The sequence below is a fragment of the Sutcliffiella sp. FSL R7-0096 genome, from assembly GCF_038595065.1.
Taxonomy (GTDB): Bacteria; Bacillota; Bacilli; order Bacillales; family Bacillaceae_I; genus Sutcliffiella_A.
This window is the reverse complement of the sequence record NZ_CP152003.1, coordinates 1,306,519-1,324,484: the sequence shown is the minus strand read 5'-3', so window position 1 is coordinate 1,324,484 and position 17,966 is coordinate 1,306,519. Positions and strand designations below refer to the sequence as shown.

The following is a 17,966-nucleotide window of genomic DNA, read 5'->3' as shown; positions in this document are numbered from 1 at the left end:
TTATCCTAAATATCGGTGATACAATGTTTTTGCCCTCGCAATCTCCTTTGTTCCATGAACAAGCACCCTTCCATCCTGAAAAGCTACCAGGCGATGCCCCTCCACTTGGAAGGAAATTAAGTATGGGTTGGCTTCGACACCTATGCCTTGGGATGTCAAAAGCTCTTTAACTGCCATCAGACTCCTAGCTCCAGACATTGTTTCCGCCGGTCTTATCTGTACGGAATCCCTTCCGCAAAGGACAGCAGTTTTCGTTTGGTTTTCAAAAGATAGACGGGGATAAGTCTGATTGTCTCCACAACTTAAACACTCAGGGTCCTTTAATTTATCTACATTCAAGGAGACATACTGATTTTTCCACAAATCGAAGGAAACGAGCTTGCGATTGCAGTCCTCGACGTTACCAGAAAGGATTTTCAATGCCTCTGCAACTTGATGTGCTACCACCATCCCCACAGCTGGAGCTATAATTCCAACTGTATCGCAAGTCGCACCTCCCAGTGGAACTGTTTTCAGCAAACACTGCAAGCAGGGGGTTTCGCCTGGAAAAATGGTAAAAGAGATCCCGTAGCTCCCCACACACGCCCCATATATCCAAGGAACACCATGCTTTTGACTAATATCATTCATAATCATGCGGATATCAAAGTTATCGGTTGCATCAAGCAACAGGTCGAACCCCTCTTTTTTCACTAGCGCATCCAACATATCTGCAGTCACATCCGCAACGTGAGCATTTATTTCCACTTCTGAATTGATCAGCTGGAGCCGCTCTTTTGCTGCCACAGCTTTTGGCAGCTTTTCTTGTGCATCCTTTTCAGAGTATAGCTGTTGACGTTGAAGGTTGCTCCACTCCACATAATCCCTGTCTATGATTGTGATCTTTCCGACTCCCGCCCTGACCAGCGCCTCCGCATTTCCTGTACCCAATGCGCCTGCACCGATGACTAACGCGTGTTTTTCACCAATGCTTTTTTGACCGTCCACTCCAATCGGTGCGAACAGAGTCTGACGTGAATATCGATCCATTACCCGACACTCATTCCTTCACTAGGACTGCTGGCTGTCGCATAGCGTTTCTTTTCCATTCTTCCGGCCTCATATCCGAGACGCCCGGCTTCAATCGCAAGTTTCATGGCTTGTGCCATTTTCACGGGATCTTTTGCTGCCGAAACGGCCGTATTCAATAGCACTCCATCCGCTCCCAATTCCATAGCCTTCGCGGCATCTGCTGGTGAACCGATTCCTGCATCCACAATAACGGGTACATTGGATTGTTCGATAATAAAGCCCAAATTCAATTCGTTGATGATTCCTTGACCAGAACCGATGGGGGAGGCACCTGGCATGATGGCGTGGGCACCAAGCTCTTCTAGTTTTCTAGCAAGAACTACATCATCTGAAGTATAAGGGAGTACAGTAAAGCCTTCTTTCAAAAGCTCTTCCGTTGCCTTCAACGTTTCCACTGGATCTGGCAATAGTGTTTTCCAACAACCGATTACTTCTACCTTGATCATGTCGCAAAGACCGGAAGCCTTCGCAAGCTTTGCTATCCTTACAGCTTCTTCCGCCGTTTTGGCACCTGCTGTGTTCGGTAAGAGCGTGTATTTCTCCAAATCTAGCTTTTCCAAAAAGTTTGGCTGACTTGCTTCAAAGATGTTCATTCTTCTAACCGCGAATGTCAGTATTTCAGATTCTGAAACATCCACCGCCTGCTTTTGGATATCAAAGTCTGGGTACTTGCCTGTTCCTAACAACAACCTGGAATTAAATGAATATGAACCAATTTTCAACATATTAACCGCCTCCTACAAAATGTACTAACTCTAATTGATCTCCATCTTGCACGTTCTCTGCAGCATGATGTTCCTTCTGCAGAATTTCTTTGTTCTTTTCCACTATGACTACCTTCTGATCCAATTGAAAATGCACTAACACTTCCGATACGGTCTTCACTGAATCCGGAATTTCAATAGCGTCGCCATTAATGATCAGTTTCAATCTACTCACCCCTTGCATGTTCTTTTAATCTATCTAACTTGAATGCTTCCATATAAGCAGGAATCGGCTCATCCTGAATCATTTTTGTCACAAGTTTTCCTGTGATAGGCGAAAGCAGAATTCCATTCCGGTAATGTCCGGTAGCGATGATAAGATCCCTATATTTCGGATGCTGTCCCAGATAAGGAAGACCATCCCCCGTCTGAGGACGTATCCCCGACCAAAATCTTTCAAAAGTAGCATACTTTACGGACGGAAGCACTCTGGCAGCCTCCTCCATTAACTGAAAGAGCCCCCCTACCGAAACATTCTCGGAATACGTGTCAGGGACCATCGTGGCCCCGATAACCAACCTGTTTCCACTTTTCGGTACAAGATAACATTTTTCTGTAAAAATCGTACTTGACAGCAATGGTCGGTCTGTGATGACTGAGAAGCACTCCCCCTTTACCGGATAGGCAGGAATTGTCACTCCGCAACCATCCAGCAACCTTTTACTCCAAGCTCCTGCTGCAATGACCACATTTCCCCCATGAAACCTTCCGATGCTAGTTTCTACACCTCTAACGCTACGTCCATCCAAAATTAACGAGTACACCTCAACATACTCTTTCACTTCCGCTCCAAGGTTGACTGCCGATTTTGCAAATGCATCGGTAAGTCGTTCAGGATTGACATGGCCATCCATTGGAATATCCATAGCCCCCAACAGAGCATCCGAAAGTTGCCCCTCCCTTTCTGCTACTTGTTCCGGATCAAGCCATTCTGCCCGTTCCCCTAGCTTTTGTTGAAAGTCAATCGTGTTTTTTAGGTGCTGTGCCTCTCCCTCATTCATTGCAAGCTTCAGCATCCCTTTCTGCACAAGCTCCATATCGATTCCCGAGTGCTCTTTCAATTCGTATTGAAGAGAAGGAAACATGGCCCTGCTTTCCTTTGCAATATCAAAAAGTGCTCCTTCTTCCGTCACTTCCACTTGTGCTCCAAGCATGCCGGCTGCTGCACTCGATGCCTTACCCGCCAACTTCTCCCTTTCCAAAAGCAATACACTTTTTCCATCACGTGCAAGGTAGTATGCTATGGAACAGCCATTGACACCACCACCGATAATAATTACATCATAGCTTTTATTCATCCAATCTCCTCCTTCTCGGCAAACAAAGCTGCTTGAAAGGTTTTAGCTGCATGAACTTTATCTTCTGCATCCATAATCCCGGACATGACCGCGATCCCTCCAGCCCCGGAAGCCCTTAGCTCCTGAAGTTTGTCAGGAGTTATTCCGCCTATGCCAATAACGGGAATCTTCAATGACCTAGTTAATCTTCTAAACTCCATCAGGCCTTTAGGTATCAACCCCTCCTTGGATGAGGTCGAATAGATATGGCCATATAGGATAAAATCAGCCCCGTCCATTTCTGCCTGTATTGCCTCTTCGTAACTATGTACCGACTTACCAACCCTTAATTCAGGGAAATTTCTGCGAATCTCGAAAACTTCAAGACTATGATAGGCCAGTTGAACTCCTCCGACATTGAGCACATGAGCTACATCGACACGGTCGTTTATGATGATTTTCCCTGGCCGAACCCCAGATCTAATCAGTTCATCAACTAGTTCATAGACCTCATTTGCACTACGGTGTTTTTCTCTTATATGGATGAAATCCACTGATCCATGGACTTCACTCAAGATGGCAACAAGCTCTTCCTTCGTTTTTTTACCATCTGTAATAAGATGTAATTGCAAAGATCCTCACCCTTTTTGTTAATTCAGATTCCCATGTAGATTGTAGTGCAAGGTGTGAGACTCCTAAGGGAGATAGCGGTAGCTTGAGACCCCTGAAGCGTTGTGAGGAGGCTCCAGCACCGCCCCTAGGAAAGCGAACACCTGGAACGGAAATCTACAGGAGTTTGATAGACCATTTCAAACTCAAAACAATGCAAAAAACCCACTCTTTAACGTAAGAGTGGGTTTCATCTATGTGTGGTATGTATAGCCAACAGTGATAGAACATTTCCACTTCCCTACGCTAGTACAAACTAGATCAGGTTCAAAGGGTCTGGAAATTACTCTTTCCATCTCAGTCACTATTGACTCCCCCAGTGTTACGAGTTATTCAATTGATGGCTTCAGTATAGCACACAATTTCTTATTTTCAAAAGAAATGCATACTATCCGCTGTATCTGACATCTGTTACCGGTACATAGGGTATCTTTATGCCAAGATAAAGGGACAAAGCAATCATCAACAGGATTAAAAGCACGAACCACAGATCCTTCCGGGAGTAGCCAAGCTCGTAATAAAAGGTACGATTCTTTTGATTACTGAAACGCTTCGCTTCCATGGCCACTGCAATTCGGTGCGCTCTTCTGATACTCTGGGAAAGTAAAGGGATGCTGTAAAAATACACCTTTTTCAGCAAGCTACCCTTCTGCTCTACTCCCCTAACAATCAGCGCCTTCCTTAAGGTGAGAAATTCCTCTAGAATTAACGGCAATAGACGGATACCCGCCATAAAGCTATAAGCAAATTTCGGCGGTAGCTTCCATTGCTGCATCAAGGAATAAAATAAATATACCGGCTGGGTCGTCAAGGCGAAAATCAACCCACAAAAAGCAAATGCAAGTGACCGTAAACCTAAATGAACTCCCCGATAGAAACTCTCCTCCGATACATTTATTAGGCCGAATTGTAACCAGGTGGTATCTCCCTTTCCAAACAGAACCATGGAGACAGCCGATGTAAAAAATAAAAAGCCAAACGGAATCAATAAAAGAAGCTTCAGCTTATATGTTTGCCCCGTCATTAAAAGGTAAACTAACAATAGTATTCCGGTTAAGTTCAGCATCACATTGATATTATGAATGAACAGAACACCTATAAAGAGGAGGACCATCCCTGATAGTTTAAAGCTCGGATTAATATCATGCATCCATGATTTATTTTTATAAAGCTCCAACTGCATCCTTTTCTCCCCTGCCTCTTAATCTCTCATTACTCCTCATATCGATAAGTTGCCCATCTTTTACCGTCCAAATGGTATCCGAAAACTCAGATACGATGTGCTCATCATGAGTGACCATCAAAATAGCGACGCCTGCTTCCCTTAACCCTTCCAACCATTCCAGCATGGCAAACGTGTTTCTGCTGTCCTGGCCGAATGTCGGTTCATCCAACAAAAGGATACTCGGCTGGTGTATGACAGCTGCCGCTACGCTCAACCTGTTTTTTTGGCCAACGGATAGTTGGTATGGATGCTGATAACGAACGTGGTCCAACTGGAAACGTCTCAGCATTTCTTCTACTTTTTCCAAAACCAAAGCTTCATTCATCTTCTTCAGGCGCAGTGTATAGGCAACTTCCGCTTCCACAGATTTAGTAACAAATTGGAATTCGGGATTTTGGAAAACGAAGGTGATCAGGTCAGTGGGGATACGTTTGACCTTTTCCCCATTAATTTCTAGGGTGCCTTCTGTCTTTAACAGCTTCATTAACGATTCGAGCAATGTGCTTTTCCCTGCCCCATTTTCCCCTACCACGGAAATCCATTCCCCCTTACGAACTTCCGCTTCCTCTACATAAATCTTTTTCTCTTTGCCACGAAAGCCTGAAAGACCGTCCACTTTTAACACCGTTTCAGCTTCCACGTTAAGCATGGAGAAGTGCTCTCTAGTTTTCAAATAATTCTCCCAAGCACCTGGATACCATATGCCATATTCGTTTAAAAGCGAAAGCGAGGTGCGAAAAACATCTTGCGTCTTACCATCAACAATAATATTTCCAGCCTCATCCAACGCGATGATCCTTTCCACGAAGCCGAGTAGCTGCTCCACTTTATGCTCCACGATGATAACTGTTTTATCATCTGCCACTTTCTTAATGGTGTCCCAAACTTCCCTGGTACCTTCTGGATCTAATAACGCGGTCGGTTCATCCAAAAAGAGCACGTCTGGATCCATCGAGAGGACGGAAGCAATGGCAAGCCGTTGCTTCATCCCTCCTGAGAGTTGCTGGATTTTCATGTGGGAATTTGGTAATTCCAACCCCACCATATCAAGGGCTCCTGTAATTCTCTTCTCCATTTCCTCTCTTGGAACAGCGAGGTTTTCCAGTACAAATGCAAGCTCTTCATCCACATAAGGCATACAAAACTGTGCATCCGGGTCTTGGAAGACATATCCCCATGAATTGGGCAAAAGTTGCTCTTTTACAATCATCGGCACTTCCATGACATTCGGAATAAGTCCTGCCAAAACTTGAATGAGCGTAGATTTCCCACTACCTGAGGGGCCAAGGATCAATACCTTCTCTCCTCTCCCGATCTGGATGGACAAGTCTTCAAATATCCTTTCTCCACCCGGATATTTCAGTCGTAACTGGTTTAATTGTATGATTGGTTCCATCTTTGCCTCCCTATTGCCTTAAGGAATCATAATCATCCTTGCTGACCGGTCTCAGTAGACTTGTGACTCCCGTTGCCTCTAGTGCTTTTACCAAAACATAAGCAAGTACTCCCGCTAAAAGGACCGCTCCGATCAAACGGAAAGATATTAGCAAGGTTACATTCCACCAGACATAATCAAACAGGTATCCCCTAAATAGGTCCAATAGAAGCGAGCCGACACCTGCTGCGATACCTGCAAGAGATGCGACAAGCACATCAAACCGCTTATAGCGGAAAGCCATGAATACCATCTCAGCAAAAAGTCCTTGTATCACACCATATATCAAAACCATCAACCCATATTCCGACCCGACCAGAAATTCACCTGAGGCGGCTGCCACTTCCGCTAGGAATGCTACACCAGCTTTTCTGATCAGTAGATAAGCAACCGTGGCGGCAATGAACCACATGCCATATGTCAGCTCTTGAAGCTGCAGTCCGAATGGCGCCAGCACGTTATACACCGGAGCCCAAAACTTATAAACAATCCCGAATACCAATGCAATAATGACCGTCACCAATATATCTGTAAGCTTTAATCCTTTGTTCATTTGAATCCCCCCTATGCCTTCACTACAGTTTCTGAGACCGGCCACTTCTCCAAGGTGTAGGCCATTTCCCAAAAGGAATATTCATACTGGCTGCTGATGATGAAATACTCAAGCATTCTGGCTTTCTCTTCCTCGGTTGCCTTGTCTGCCAATTCATCCAATCTATTGATTTGCTCTTCCACAAGCTCCTTGAACCATTCCCCACCATAAGCTGCAATCCACTCCTGATAGATTGGTTCAGCTGGAGTGCAGTCTTTTAATCTCTCACCAATTTCATAATATAACCAGTAGCAAGGAAGCAGGGCTGCAATCACTTCTCCCAACCCACCGGTCAATACGGCACGATACATATGGGAAGTATAAGCGTGTGCGGTCGGAGCTGCCTGGAATGCCGCCTTTTCTGCCTCTGTCACCCCAAGACGTTTTGAAAAATTTTCGTGCAAGGATAATTCTGCTTCATATGTACCTTGTGCATGTGCAGCTAGTCTTGCTGTCGTTTGCAAATCAAACGCTTTTGCCCCTGCATATGCTTGGACTTTTGCAAAGTGGCTCAAATAATAGGCGTCCTGCAAAACATAGTACTTGAACGATTCCAATGATAAATTTCCATCTGCTATTCCTTTTACAAACGGGTGATGAAAGCTCGCCTCCCAAATGTGATCCGCTTTTTCTCTTACAAACTGTGAAAATTTCATTCTTCATTCCTCCTAAAATTGTTAGTATAATGCAAAAAACCACCTTCCTCGCTGGCGCAAAGAAGGTGGTGAATTCACTAGTACAACTGAACATTAAAAGTATAGTGTTTTCGACCCCACTTCCCTACGCTGGTGTTAACCAGATCAGGTTCTAAGAGTCTTGAAGTCACACTTCAATCTCAGCCTTATAAAGGCACCCCTAGTGGTAGATTCGTATCGAGTTGTCGGAAAGCAATTTCTGATACCTATGTTAATCAGCTTTTTCTATTTTGTCAAAGAATAATTTTACACAGAAGCTGAATTTCCCAATCCTTCAGGCGTCTCTTCTTCTTCCGTAGTATGTTTGGGCAAGGTGAACATATAAAATAATCCAACAAACACCAGGCATCCGCCTACCAAAAGGTGCAGCCCTTCCACGGTTAGCATCTTTTGAAAGGTCAGGGCAATCACTCCAAGGGTGATAGATTGGGACAACATCATCAAGGGAGTGATCCAGCCTTGAACCCTTCCCATCATTTTTGGATCTACAATCCTAGGCAGCCATCCACCGATTCCAATATTGACGAATGGTAGTCCCAGACCAATCAATGCAGTAAATGCAAGGTAATAATACGTACTAGGGCTATACCCGCTTGCTATGACGAATGCACCAGAGATGCTAAGACCGATAATAATCATCTGATACAATTTCAACTTTTTCGCCAACATCGAGGCAACAATGCTTCCAATCAAAATTGAGATGCCAAACACTACTCCCATCACCATCATGAGCTGCTCATAGTCTATTGGGGCAAGTTTATATTTAAGTATATAGGCTGGCATGACGGAGAGCCCTCCGTTCACAATTCCAAAAACAAAGAAACCAATGATCAGGTAGACTAACAAAGGATTTTTCAAAATATAAAGCATGCCATCTTTAAAGTCATTTGCCACAAATCTAACATTAAGTTGATTCCATTCGTGCCTGCCATTTGGTAGGACAACAGTTTCTTCTAACTTACATGCACGTATCAGTATCGCACTGACCATATAAGTGATAAAACATACAAATATTGCACCCTGAAGGCCTACCGTCCAGTAGATGAAAATTCCAAGGGCATTTCCGAACAACATGAACAAGCTGCTTGTCATCTGATTCAGTCCTGCTGCCACTGTATATTCATCCTTCGTCAGAATTCCTTGGATGATGGCAGCTTGGGCAGGGTGGAAGAATTTCGATACGGCACTTCTTAAGAACAACAAAGCGAATACGAGCGGCATCCAATCAATATAAATCGCCCCCATAAGCGCCAGCGATAAAATGGCACAAATCACATCACTGTAAACAGCAATTTTCTGACGATCCATTCTGTCAGCTAATACTCCTACCAGAAAGAATACTGCAAGTGTCGGCAAGGAATACATCAGTTCCGTTAACGCGGCATAAAAAGGCTGATCTGTATATCTGTCCAACAAATACAGCATCAACGCTGCGATACCAACGATACTCCCCATTGTCGACGTAAAAGATGACCAGAACAACAAACTGTAATTTGGTTTCTTGAATATGGCGATCATATTTCCCATCATTTTTCCTCCACTAATCATTATCTAAAATAAGTTTATCTTCTTTAAGAAGTGCCGTTAACCGACTGTCGGTTCTTTTTCTCTCGGTCTGGAGGTGGAGGACAAACAGCAGGATAATGGCATAAGCCAAGTTGCCTTTTCCATATAAATATAGTTGTGCAAAGGAAGATTAGAGGAGGTTTTAGATGGACTCATTTGACAAGCAGCGGAACATGGATGAGCTAAGCCAATATCAAGAGTGGTTTGAATCGAATAGACAAAAGGACCCCTACCCCTTATATCCTAATTATGGAAAAATAACGAAATACCAAGAAATACCCATCAACTTTCCAGAACAACGCCAATTACAGCAGCCAGGATTGGAAAAATACATGGTTCCAAAGCCCATTATTGAAAATCCTAACTATAAGGGCAGTGGCAAGTTAAAGGGAAAGGTCGCACTCATTACTGCCGGGGATAGCGGGATAGGTGCAGCGACAGCGATTTCTTATGCAAAAGAAGGTGCAGATCTAGCCATCTCCTATCTTGATGAACATGAAGATGCGAACCGAACAAAAGCTAGAATTGAAGAGCTCGGGCAACGTTGTATGCTTATGCCTGGGGATTTAAGAGAGAAGAAACAATGTGTGGCAATTGTAGAGCAAACCATCCAAGCTTTCGGAAGGTTGGATATCCTGGTGAATCATGTGGGAATACAATTTCAACAACTAAGTTTGCTTGATATTACCGATGAACAGTTCGATGACACATTCAAGGTGAATATTTATTCCCACTTCTATACAACCAGAGCAGCTTTGCCCTACTTGAAACCCGGCAGTTCCATCATAAATACCGCCTCCGTAGTCGCTTATGCAGGGGAAAAACAATTGATTGATTATACTGCTACCAAGGCAGCTAACATCGGGTTTACACGTGCCCTTGCCAATAGTATCGTTGACCAAGGTATCCGCGTAAATGCCGTCGCCCCGGGAAGAACCTGGACACCACTCATTCCTGCAAGTTTTTCATCGGATCAAGTAGCAGTGTTTGGAGCATTTAACCCCATGAATCGGGCGGCTCAACCATTTGAATTAGCCCCCACTTATGTTTATCTCGCATCAGATGACTCCCGATTCGTTACAGGCCAAGTACTGCATGTAAATGGAGGAGAGTTTACGGCTTCTTGATTGTGGAAAGGAGATGTTTCTCCATTCACACATTCAAAAAATATTGCGAAGGAGTGGATTATTTTGCGTTACGAATTTAACCCTGAAGTCGAACTATTGTTAATCAATCAATCGGATGCAAAAGTCCAAATGGTTTACCAACCAAATAAATGGCCGATGCCCAAAATTGGACCGCGCCCTCCGTACTACACAGAACCAATATATGAAGCGGAATATCCTGTTATCTAGCTCAAGGGACCATAATGAAAGCCCCCTAAATAATTTAAGGGGGCTTTACTAAAAGTTAAGCTAATAACTTTTCTAATACAGTGTTCTCATTTTCATTTAATAGGTTCTTCTGGATGATGGCATCCACCTTTTTATTCATATACCCTTCAAGCAATTCTGCTTCTCCTTTGTCTCCAACTAAAATTATTTTTTCCCACTGCTTATCCGCTGCCTTTTTATCAAGCATGCTGCCAAGGCTCTTTACCCATCTCTTCTGATTTGCATGGATGCGATCTTCGTAATGATCCACTTGGCTCGCAGTTTTAATGGCTCCACTTCCCATACTGGAACTGTGATGAGAGGGACCCTGATGCATTCTCCAGTCATCGATTTCCAAATCATATTCCATCGACTCACTTTCTTCTATCAGGGCAAACATCGATGTAAGAATTTTAATTTCATTCTGTTGCATAAGAATAAAACCAGTTAAAGGGTATGCCTGATACATTTTTTGTAGCTCATCGAGTACAGGATATTCCTCCCAATAAAAATCGGTCGGTACAGAAACCTGTAATTCAAACGTCTCCCATAGCCCGCTATCAGCAGATGCAAAGATGATTAGGCCTCTCGGCATTTTCCTATCCATGCTTTCCACATACTTTTCAACATTTTCACGAATGGAACGCAATCTTTTTAACTCTTCCATACTGCTAGCTTCTATATATTCCTCTAATCGATTGAACCCATTCTTCAATGCTATTTTCCATTCGCCACCTTGCTGGTCGGGGTGGCTGCGATCGGTGTGTAAATATAAGCTTAATACTTTGTCTGGTTTAGTAAATCTCATGTTCGAAAGTTTTTTCATTGTCTTATGATAGGTCAAAGAATCCTCTCCTTTAAACTTGTGGTTTAATAGTCTTTATCACGAAAGTGGATGATCTAAACATATAAGGCTCTTTTCTTAAAGATTGGTTTTATACACTAGTAAAAAGTCGGCAATTGAACTTTTTATCGTTTATTCACTCTATAATAAGCAGGGGAGCTTGACTGTACAGCCAGGAAAAGAGCATGATAGCAAAGAATATAACGGTTGTTTTAAACATAGGAAAAAGCAACAAAGTTTACGATAACAGTCACAGAAAAAACACCTTCCCCATTTATCGAGGAAGGTGTTTACTGTTAGTCATCGTCATCTCGGTCTTTCTTCTTGCCACGCTCTTTCTTTTTTTCTTCTCTTTTCTTCTCTTCTTTTTTCTTTTTTTCTTCTCTTTTCTTTTCATCTTTCTTCTTTTGCTCTTTCTTTCTTTGCTGTTCTTGCTCCTGCTTTTTCTCTTCCTTCTTCGCAGAGTCTTTCTTTTTCTGCAGGCTTGCTGGGAGGTTGAAGGATTCTACCGGTTCCCCTTCAAGCGCTTCACTAACAACCTGCTGAAACACCTTGGCTGATGGACTACCGGCACCAGAAATGATTGGGAGTACATTTTCTGAAGACTCTTTATCGAATCCTATCCAGAATGCTCCGACAATCTGCGGGGTGTAACCAACAAACCATTGGTTGGATGTAGCACCATGGTTATTGTCACTTGTTTGGGTGGAACCAGTTTTTCCGGCTACTTCACGCCCTTCTATGATGGCGTTCTTTCCACTGCCTTCTTCCACTACTTCTTTGAGCATAAAATTCATTTTTTCTACCGTGCCTTCTGAAAAGACCCGTTCTTTTTCTTCTTCAAATGAGGCTACTTCTTGACCTGTAACCGTCTCAATTTTAACAATTGCATGGGATTCAATGATCTCCCCATTATTGGCATAGACCGAATAAGCTTCTGCCATATGTTTAGGGGATACTCCGTAAAATCCACCTAAGGCTATGTTTCCTAATGTTCTATCTTCTTTCTCATCAACCGGGAGATATAGCTTCTTTGCTGCATCCATCCCTTTTTGGATCCCCATCTCATAAAGCAGGGATACGGCAGGAATATTATAGGAATTCAACACTGCGTCATACATCGAAACTTCTCCACGAAAATCCAATGTGTGATTTTGAGGGGTATAATCGCCGAATTCAGTCGGTGAGTCATTCAACATGTCATAAACATCATATCCCTCTTCAAGAGCAGGGGCATACACCAATAATGGTTTGGCAGTAGAACCCGGAGGTTTTTTCAATTTGGAGGCACGGTTGAAATCGCGGAACTCATAGTCCCTACCCCCAATCATTCCGAGAATCCCTCCTGATTTCGGATCAAGTAGAATGCCACTGCTTTGTGCCACCTCTCCGGTTGGCGCAGTCGGAAAATTCTCTGGGTCTGCATATACTTTTTCAAGGGCTTCTTGGACTTTCGGCTCCAATGTGGTGTACACTCGGTACCCGCCCGCAAGTAGCTCACTTTCACTGATGCCGTACATTCTTTCGGCTTCATCGATTATGTAATCCGTAAAGCTAGGATATTTAGCTTTATACGGATCTACGTGCCTTGATTCAAGCTTCATCTCTTCCTGCTTTGCCTCTTCCACTTCTTCGGCTGTGACAAAACCTTGGTTATGCATCAAAGAAAGTACCAGGTTCCTGCGTTGAATCGAGCGTTCTTCATTATTTAATGGAGACAAGGCAGACGGGGCTTTAATCAGCCCGGCCAAAGTAGCAGCCTCCGCCAATGTCAGGTCCTTGGGTTCCTTGGCAAAATAAACTGCTGCCGCCCGCTTGATACCCCAGGCACCTTCCCCAAAATAGATCTGGTTAAGATAAAGACTGATAATTTGGTCCTTTGAATAGGATTTTTCCACTTTCTTTGCCAAAAAGAATTCATCCGTTTTCCGTTTCAATGTTTTATCATGTGATAAAAAGACGTTTTTCGCTAACTGCTGAGTGATGGTACTTCCACCCTGTACATAGCCCCCTGCTTTCACATTCGTAGTCAGGGCACGCACAGTCCCTACAAAATCAAATCCATCATGCTCATAAAAGCGCTGGTCCTCAACCGCTACAACCGCCTGCTTGAGCACTTCCGGTATTTCATCGGAAGATACCCCCTCTATTTGATTGGAAGTGATCCTGCTTGCTACTTCCCCGTGACGGTCATAAATGACAGAGGACTGTGGCAATGGATCAGTCAATGCACTGACGTCCCTTGAATTAATATATAATTGCATTCCTAACAGAATAATTAAAGCCAATAAACCCGCAATGAGTAACAGTGCCCTGAAACTCACTCCCCGCTTATGCTTACTTGCTCTTTCAGCCATAAGAACCTCCTATATGTGCAACAAAATATTCATAGTTATTCGAAATGAAACCTTTCTTTTTTAGGGTGACGTGCATAAACCCCCAAATGATTCATTATGATAGTTATAGAAAAATTACATGTTGATGATAACATTCCTATAACTTAAACACTATTACATACCCTTTTTCAACAAAAGGGAACCCCTTTACCCATATTCGAAATTTTTCGCCAATATATTCGTACTTGACTCCCATTCCTTCCCCTTCTATAATGAGGAACAATTATCAAAAAATACTCATATAGAACTACTCGTATAATCTTGGAGATATGGTCCATAAGTTTCTACCAAACTACCGTAAAGAGTTTGACTACGAGATACCCCGCCCAATTTAAAGTGGGGTAATTCTCTCTGTCAAACTCCAAGTTATCGCTTGGAGTTTTATTCATTTTTGGAGGGGAAAAACAATGACTCAAAACTTGGAAGCTATCATAAAAACAGCAGGAAAACAAACAACTGCAGACCTCGTCATCAAAAATGGAAGAATTATAGATGTCTTTAATCTAGAAATAATAGAAGAAGACATTGCAATCAAAGATGGCCTGATTGTAGGAATTGGGAAGTATGAAGGAAAACAAGTAATCGATGCAGACGGTTCCTTCATTTGTCCTGGCCTCATAGACGGCCATGTTCATATGGAATCTTCCATGATCCATCCACACTACTTTACTAGCGTCATCCTATCTCATGGCGTTACCACGATCATCACTGACCCACATGAGATTGCTAATGTAAGCGGTACGAAAGGGATACAATTCATGCTAGATGCTACAGAAAATGTACTTGTGGATGTATATTTCATGCTCCCTTCCTGTGTACCTGCAACTCCCTTTGAGCATAATGGAGCAAGCATACAGGCAACTGATTTAGAACCTTTTTATAAACACGATAGAGTCATAGGACTGGCCGAAGTGATGGATTTCCCTGCAGTTCGCGAAAGAGATGAGGCCATGCTAGCAAAGCTTTCGCAGGCTATTCAACATAAGAAGCGGATAGATGGCCATGGAGCAGGATTAGTCGCAGAAGAATTGAACATCTATGCATCTGCCCACATAAAAACAGACCATGAATGCGTTACCGCCCAAGAAGCAAAAGAACGAATCAAACGGGGGATGTATGTGATGATGCGGGAAGGATCTGTTGCCAAAGATGTCAAAGCGTTGCTTCCTCTGGTAAACGAACGAAACGCACGTCGTTTTCTCTTCTGCACAGATGACAAGCATCTAGATGACCTTGTGAATGAGGGGAGCATCGACCACAATATTCGAATTGCAATCAAAGAAGGTCTCGATCCGCTTCTTGCCATACAGATCGCTACGTTGAATGCAGCCGAATGCTTCTCTCTAACGGACAGAGGCGCGGTGGCACCCGGATACCGTGCTGACTTTCTTTTTTTAGAAGAACTCGAACGTTTCACCATTAAAAATGTATTTAAAGATGGCATTAAAATAGATGGCAACACCTCCAAGAGCCTACCTCTCCAAATTCCTGATTTGGTTCTGGACTCTGTCAAAATAGCACATTTAACAAACAACGATCTTCATATAAAGATTGATTCTGGAGAACCAGCCAACATAATCGAAATTATTCCTAACAGCCTTGTAACCAAACACATATGTGAAAAGGTATCAACAAAGGAGGGGCGATTTATTCCGAACACCGAACAGGATCACTTGAAACTGGCAGTCATTGAAAGACACCGTCATACTGGAAATGTCGGCCTTGGAATAGTAAAAGGTTTCCAAATGAAAGATGGGGCCATCGCATCAACAGTTGCTCACGACTCACACAATATCGTGACAGTAGGTACTAATGATGAAGATATGTTAGTGGCTGTCCGAGCCCTTGAACGCATGCAGGGCGGCCTGATTGTGGTGAAAAAAGGAGAAGTTACAGCCAAATTGCCTCTGCAGATTTCAGGCTTGATGGCCAGTATGCCTACTGATAAAGTAATGCATTCTCTAAAAGAACTTCACCATGCACTCCATCTAATCGGAAGCCAAACTGACTTCCATCCTTTTGTTGCATTATCCTTTTTGAGCCTTCCGGTGATACCTGCCTTAAAAATAACGGATACTGGTTTATTTGATGTTACGCGCTATGAGCATATCGCTATCCAGTAGGGTATCCTGACGCTTCCTTTCGTTACAAAATTTGTTTTTTGGGGGTTAAGGTTAATTTTTGTTCTCCTTCACCTTTTCATTGCGTTTAAAAGTTGTTGCATAGGGTACTTAAATTACAACGATAAACATACACAAAACAGTTGAAAGGAGTAGATGAACGATGGGACCTTTTAGGAATATACTGATTGCCTATGACGGTTCGCATAGCAGTTTAAAGGCCGTTAAAATGGGGATTGACATGAAAAAGAGGTTGGATTCCAATATCACGATTCTACATGTATTGGAAGAAAGCTCGGTTAATGTTCCCATCCCTGTAACAAGACCCGATGCAATGCCAGCAGGAGGAATGGGAAATGTCGATGGACTGAACATTTATACACAAAATGTGAAAGAACGTGTGCCATCAAAGCAGCATGTAGCTACAGCTGATCATGAAGACACAGAACAAGCATTGAATGAAATCCATGCCCTTCTTTCTCAAGAAAGAGTGGAAGCTCCTGTAGAGGTAATGCAAGGCGACCCTGCAAAAACCATCTGTAATTTCGCCGATACACAGGAAAGCGACTTGATCATCATTGGAAGCAGAGGCCTTGGCGGCTTGAAAAAGCTGATTTTGGGGAGTGTAAGTGATAAAGTTACGAACACCGCCAACTGTCCGGTACTAATTGCAAAATAACTAAAATTTTCAATGTAGCAGGTTTCCATCAGGGAATCTGCTATTTTAATTAATAACACTCCAAAAAAACCGCGAAGTTCATCTCGAATCCACCTAGTTAACTTAAGATTTTTTTATTTTCACCATCCCCTGGGCATACGCATAACGTATAGGGAACTTACTTGAAGGGAGAAATCCTATGTATTCTTATCGTCAACTTAGTTTCCCTCCATTTGGGCCGCCTCCCGGTGGTGGTCAAGGTCCTGGCTTTGGACCACCATCTGGTGGACCTCCTGGTTTTGGGCCCCCTGGAGGACCTGGCTTCGGACCACCGGGTGGAGGACCTCCTGGAGGAGGGCCGGGAGGTGGGCCACCACCAGGACCACCACCTTCCAGCCCGCCACCTCAAACAGCAGCAAGTTTAGGGGCACCAGGTGGACCGACAGTATTCGCGGTGGATCCCGGAGCATTTTACGGTTGCTTGTACCGCTATACATGGGTTAGGTTAAATAGTGGGGAACAATTCTGGTTCTATCCCACTTTTATCGGAAGAAGATCGGTCGCTGGTTATCGATGGTTCTTCTTTACATGGGTGTACTTCGGAATTGATACAAACCGCATCCGCTCTTTCCAATGTATTTGATGGTTTGCCATTACAGCAAAACACACCACATCTTTCAGTGGTGTGTTTTGTTATCCCTGTATTTTCTTTGCTTCAATATTTACCTCTTCATCGTTTTCCTTCATCTTATTGACCATATTATGAAAGGCGCTCCATTTGGAAAGCTTATCAATGGCTTCCTGTTCTGAATTAACGCCTGTGACTTTGAAGGTATTATCATTCACAGACACTTCATACGCAGGTTGTGCCGCTTTTTGCTCTTTACGATTCTTTTCCCTCTCCATGTGCCGGTTAATTCTCCGGACGCTCTTTGCATCTTTCTTCAGGCCTGATCCTTCTTCTGCATACTTGGCCTTTTCCATCAAATTCTGATTCTTCTTTTTCAACGTATTTTCACCCAAAGCAGTCCCCTCCTTATTGTTGCTGTTCTTTTGGTGTAGGTCGATGTGTATTGCTTTGTGCTCTCTGACGCGAGGCCACTAATCGATTGGTGTGTCCAATCGCACGGTGCTCAGATTGTGATTTAAAAAGAGCTTGCCTCTTTTCCAACTTAGCTTTCAACCGTTTTTTCACATCAATTCCTCCCTCATCTCTTAACGTTTAAATACCCCATTGGTCAAATATAAAACCCAGAAATATTTGATTTAACCTACCGACCG

General features: G+C 43.3%; 19 protein-coding genes and 3 riboswitches. Of the genes, 5 read left to right on the top strand and 14 right to left on the bottom strand.

Annotated elements, in window-relative coordinates; genetic code table 11:
- From MKY77_RS06790 to MKY77_RS06745, 10 genes are all read right to left on the bottom strand, one after another.
- Positions 1–1,029, bottom strand: a complete 1,029-nt coding sequence (locus MKY77_RS06790; protein ID WP_339149490.1) for a thiazole biosynthesis adenylyltransferase ThiF — start codon at positions 1,027–1,029, stop codon at positions 1–3.
- Complete coding sequence (locus tag MKY77_RS06785; RefSeq protein WP_339149489.1) at positions 1,029–1,796, bottom strand: thiazole synthase; 768 nt, start codon at positions 1,794–1,796, stop codon at positions 1,029–1,031. Before MKY77_RS06785 ends, MKY77_RS06790 begins: the two co-directional genes overlap by 1 nt.
- A 1-nt stretch (position 1,797) precedes the next feature.
- Positions 1,798–2,001: a sulfur carrier protein ThiS gene (gene thiS / locus MKY77_RS06780; RefSeq protein WP_339149488.1), complete on the bottom strand. Its 204-nt coding sequence runs from the start codon at positions 1,999–2,001 to the stop codon at positions 1,798–1,800.
- 1 nt (position 2,002) lies between these two features.
- Positions 2,003–3,133, bottom strand: coding sequence for a glycine oxidase ThiO (gene thiO / locus MKY77_RS06775; RefSeq protein ID WP_339149487.1), 1,131 nt, complete (start codon positions 3,131–3,133; stop codon positions 2,003–2,005).
- A complete protein-coding gene (gene tenI, locus MKY77_RS06770) occupies positions 3,130–3,744 on the bottom strand; it encodes a thiazole tautomerase TenI (RefSeq protein ID WP_339149486.1) in 615 nt (204 codons plus the stop codon). Before tenI ends, thiO begins: the two co-directional genes overlap by 4 nt.
- A gap of 258 nt (positions 3,745–4,002) precedes the next feature.
- A riboswitch (TPP riboswitch) is annotated at positions 4,003–4,109 on the bottom strand.
- A 60-nt stretch (positions 4,110–4,169) separates the two neighbouring features.
- A complete protein-coding gene (locus MKY77_RS06765) occupies positions 4,170–4,964 on the bottom strand; it encodes an energy-coupling factor transporter transmembrane component T (protein WP_339149485.1) in 795 nt (264 codons plus the stop codon).
- On the bottom strand, positions 4,945–6,402 hold the full coding sequence (locus MKY77_RS06760) for an ATP-binding cassette domain-containing protein (protein ID WP_339149484.1): 1,458 nt from the start codon (positions 6,400–6,402) through the stop codon (positions 4,945–4,947). Before MKY77_RS06760 ends, MKY77_RS06765 begins: the two co-directional genes overlap by 20 nt.
- 10 nt (positions 6,403–6,412) lie before the next feature.
- The gene (locus tag MKY77_RS06755; RefSeq protein ID WP_339149483.1) at positions 6,413–6,994 is read right to left on the bottom strand and encodes an ECF transporter S component; all 582 of its coding nucleotides are present in this window, start codon (positions 6,992–6,994) and stop codon (positions 6,413–6,415) included.
- A gap of 11 nt (positions 6,995–7,005) precedes the next feature.
- Complete coding sequence (gene tenA, locus MKY77_RS06750) at positions 7,006–7,689, bottom strand: thiaminase II (RefSeq protein WP_339149482.1); 684 nt, start codon at positions 7,687–7,689, stop codon at positions 7,006–7,008.
- Positions 7,690–7,793: 104 nt separating this feature from the next.
- Positions 7,794–7,900: riboswitch (TPP riboswitch) on the bottom strand.
- A 74-nt stretch (positions 7,901–7,974) separates the two neighbouring features.
- On the bottom strand, positions 7,975–9,255 hold the full coding sequence (locus tag MKY77_RS06745) for an MFS transporter (RefSeq protein ID WP_339149977.1): 1,281 nt from the start codon (positions 9,253–9,255) through the stop codon (positions 7,975–7,977).
- 185 nt (positions 9,256–9,440) lie between these two features.
- On the opposite strand from MKY77_RS06745, the gene MKY77_RS06740 reads away from it, so the two are divergent.
- The gene (locus tag MKY77_RS06740) at positions 9,441–10,421 is read left to right on the top strand and encodes an SDR family oxidoreductase (RefSeq protein WP_339149481.1); all 981 of its coding nucleotides are present in this window, start codon (positions 9,441–9,443) and stop codon (positions 10,419–10,421) included.
- A gap of 63 nt (positions 10,422–10,484) precedes the next feature.
- Positions 10,485–10,649 (top strand): hypothetical protein, encoded by a 165-nt coding sequence (locus MKY77_RS06735; RefSeq protein ID WP_339149480.1) that lies wholly within the window; start codon positions 10,485–10,487, stop codon positions 10,647–10,649.
- Positions 10,650–10,704: 55 nt separating this feature from the next.
- Here MKY77_RS06735 and MKY77_RS06730 read toward each other — a convergent pair whose 3' ends face one another.
- Positions 10,705–11,493: a VLRF1 family aeRF1-type release factor gene (locus tag MKY77_RS06730; protein WP_339149976.1), complete on the bottom strand. Its 789-nt coding sequence runs from the start codon at positions 11,491–11,493 to the stop codon at positions 10,705–10,707.
- Positions 11,494–11,807: 314 nt separating this feature from the next.
- Complete coding sequence (locus MKY77_RS06725) at positions 11,808–13,868, bottom strand: PBP1A family penicillin-binding protein (protein WP_339149479.1); 2,061 nt, start codon at positions 13,866–13,868, stop codon at positions 11,808–11,810.
- Between the two features lie 270 nt (positions 13,869–14,138).
- A riboswitch (purine riboswitch) is annotated at positions 14,139–14,240 on the top strand.
- A 50-nt stretch (positions 14,241–14,290) separates the two neighbouring features.
- Here MKY77_RS06725 and ade point away from each other — a divergent pair.
- The 3 genes from ade to MKY77_RS06710 all read left to right on the top strand — a co-directional run bounded on the left by ade (position 14,291) and on the right by MKY77_RS06710 (position 17,328).
- On the top strand, positions 14,291–16,030 hold the full coding sequence (ade, locus tag MKY77_RS06720) for an adenine deaminase (protein ID WP_339149975.1): 1,740 nt from the start codon (positions 14,291–14,293) through the stop codon (positions 16,028–16,030).
- Positions 16,031–16,190: 160 nt separating this feature from the next.
- A complete protein-coding gene (locus tag MKY77_RS06715; protein ID WP_339149478.1) occupies positions 16,191–16,706 on the top strand; it encodes a universal stress protein in 516 nt (171 codons plus the stop codon).
- A gap of 178 nt (positions 16,707–16,884) precedes the next feature.
- Positions 16,885–17,328 (top strand): hypothetical protein, encoded by a 444-nt coding sequence (locus tag MKY77_RS06710; protein ID WP_339149477.1) that lies wholly within the window; start codon positions 16,885–16,887, stop codon positions 17,326–17,328.
- Between the two features lie 50 nt (positions 17,329–17,378).
- On the opposite strand, the gene MKY77_RS06705 is transcribed toward MKY77_RS06710, so the two are convergent.
- Together MKY77_RS06705 and MKY77_RS06700 are read right to left on the bottom strand one after the other, a co-directional pair.
- A complete protein-coding gene (locus MKY77_RS06705; RefSeq protein ID WP_339149476.1) occupies positions 17,379–17,708 on the bottom strand; it encodes a hypothetical protein in 330 nt (109 codons plus the stop codon).
- A gap of 13 nt (positions 17,709–17,721) precedes the next feature.
- A complete protein-coding gene (locus MKY77_RS06700) occupies positions 17,722–17,880 on the bottom strand; it encodes a hypothetical protein (protein WP_237663946.1) in 159 nt (52 codons plus the stop codon).
- Between the last annotated feature and the right edge of the window lie 86 nt (positions 17,881–17,966).

Excerpts from the sequence above, each read along its gene's own strand:
- thiO (WP_339149487.1), bottom strand. The coding sequence starts at position 3,133 with ATGAATAAAAGCTATGATGTAATTATTATCGGTGGTGGTGTCAATGGC.
- MKY77_RS06710 (WP_339149477.1), top strand. The coding sequence starts at position 16,885 with ATGTATTCTTATCGTCAACTTAGTTTCCCTCCATTTGGGCCGCCTCCC.
- MKY77_RS06730 (WP_339149976.1), bottom strand. The coding sequence starts at position 11,493 with ATGAAAAAACTTTCGAACATGAGATTTACTAAACCAGACAAAGTATTA.
- MKY77_RS06755 (WP_339149483.1), bottom strand. The coding sequence starts at position 6,994 with ATGAACAAAGGATTAAAGCTTACAGATATATTGGTGACGGTCATTATT.
- MKY77_RS06745 (WP_339149977.1), bottom strand. The coding sequence starts at position 9,255 with ATGGGAAATATGATCGCCATATTCAAGAAACCAAATTACAGTTTGTTG.
- MKY77_RS06760 (WP_339149484.1), bottom strand. The coding sequence starts at position 6,402 with ATGGAACCAATCATACAATTAAACCAGTTACGACTGAAATATCCGGGT.
- MKY77_RS06790 (WP_339149490.1), bottom strand. The coding sequence starts at position 1,029 with ATGGATCGATATTCACGTCAGACTCTGTTCGCACCGATTGGAGTGGAC.
- MKY77_RS06785 (WP_339149489.1), bottom strand. The coding sequence starts at position 1,796 with ATGTTGAAAATTGGTTCATATTCATTTAATTCCAGGTTGTTGTTAGGA.
- MKY77_RS06740 (WP_339149481.1), top strand. The coding sequence starts at position 9,441 with ATGGACTCATTTGACAAGCAGCGGAACATGGATGAGCTAAGCCAATAT.
- tenA (WP_339149482.1), bottom strand. The coding sequence starts at position 7,689 with ATGAAATTTTCACAGTTTGTAAGAGAAAAAGCGGATCACATTTGGGAG.
- MKY77_RS06725 (WP_339149479.1), bottom strand. The coding sequence starts at position 13,868 with ATGGCTGAAAGAGCAAGTAAGCATAAGCGGGGAGTGAGTTTCAGGGCA.
- MKY77_RS06765 (WP_339149485.1), bottom strand. The coding sequence starts at position 4,964 with ATGCAGTTGGAGCTTTATAAAAATAAATCATGGATGCATGATATTAAT.
- MKY77_RS06715 (WP_339149478.1), top strand. The coding sequence starts at position 16,191 with ATGGGACCTTTTAGGAATATACTGATTGCCTATGACGGTTCGCATAGC.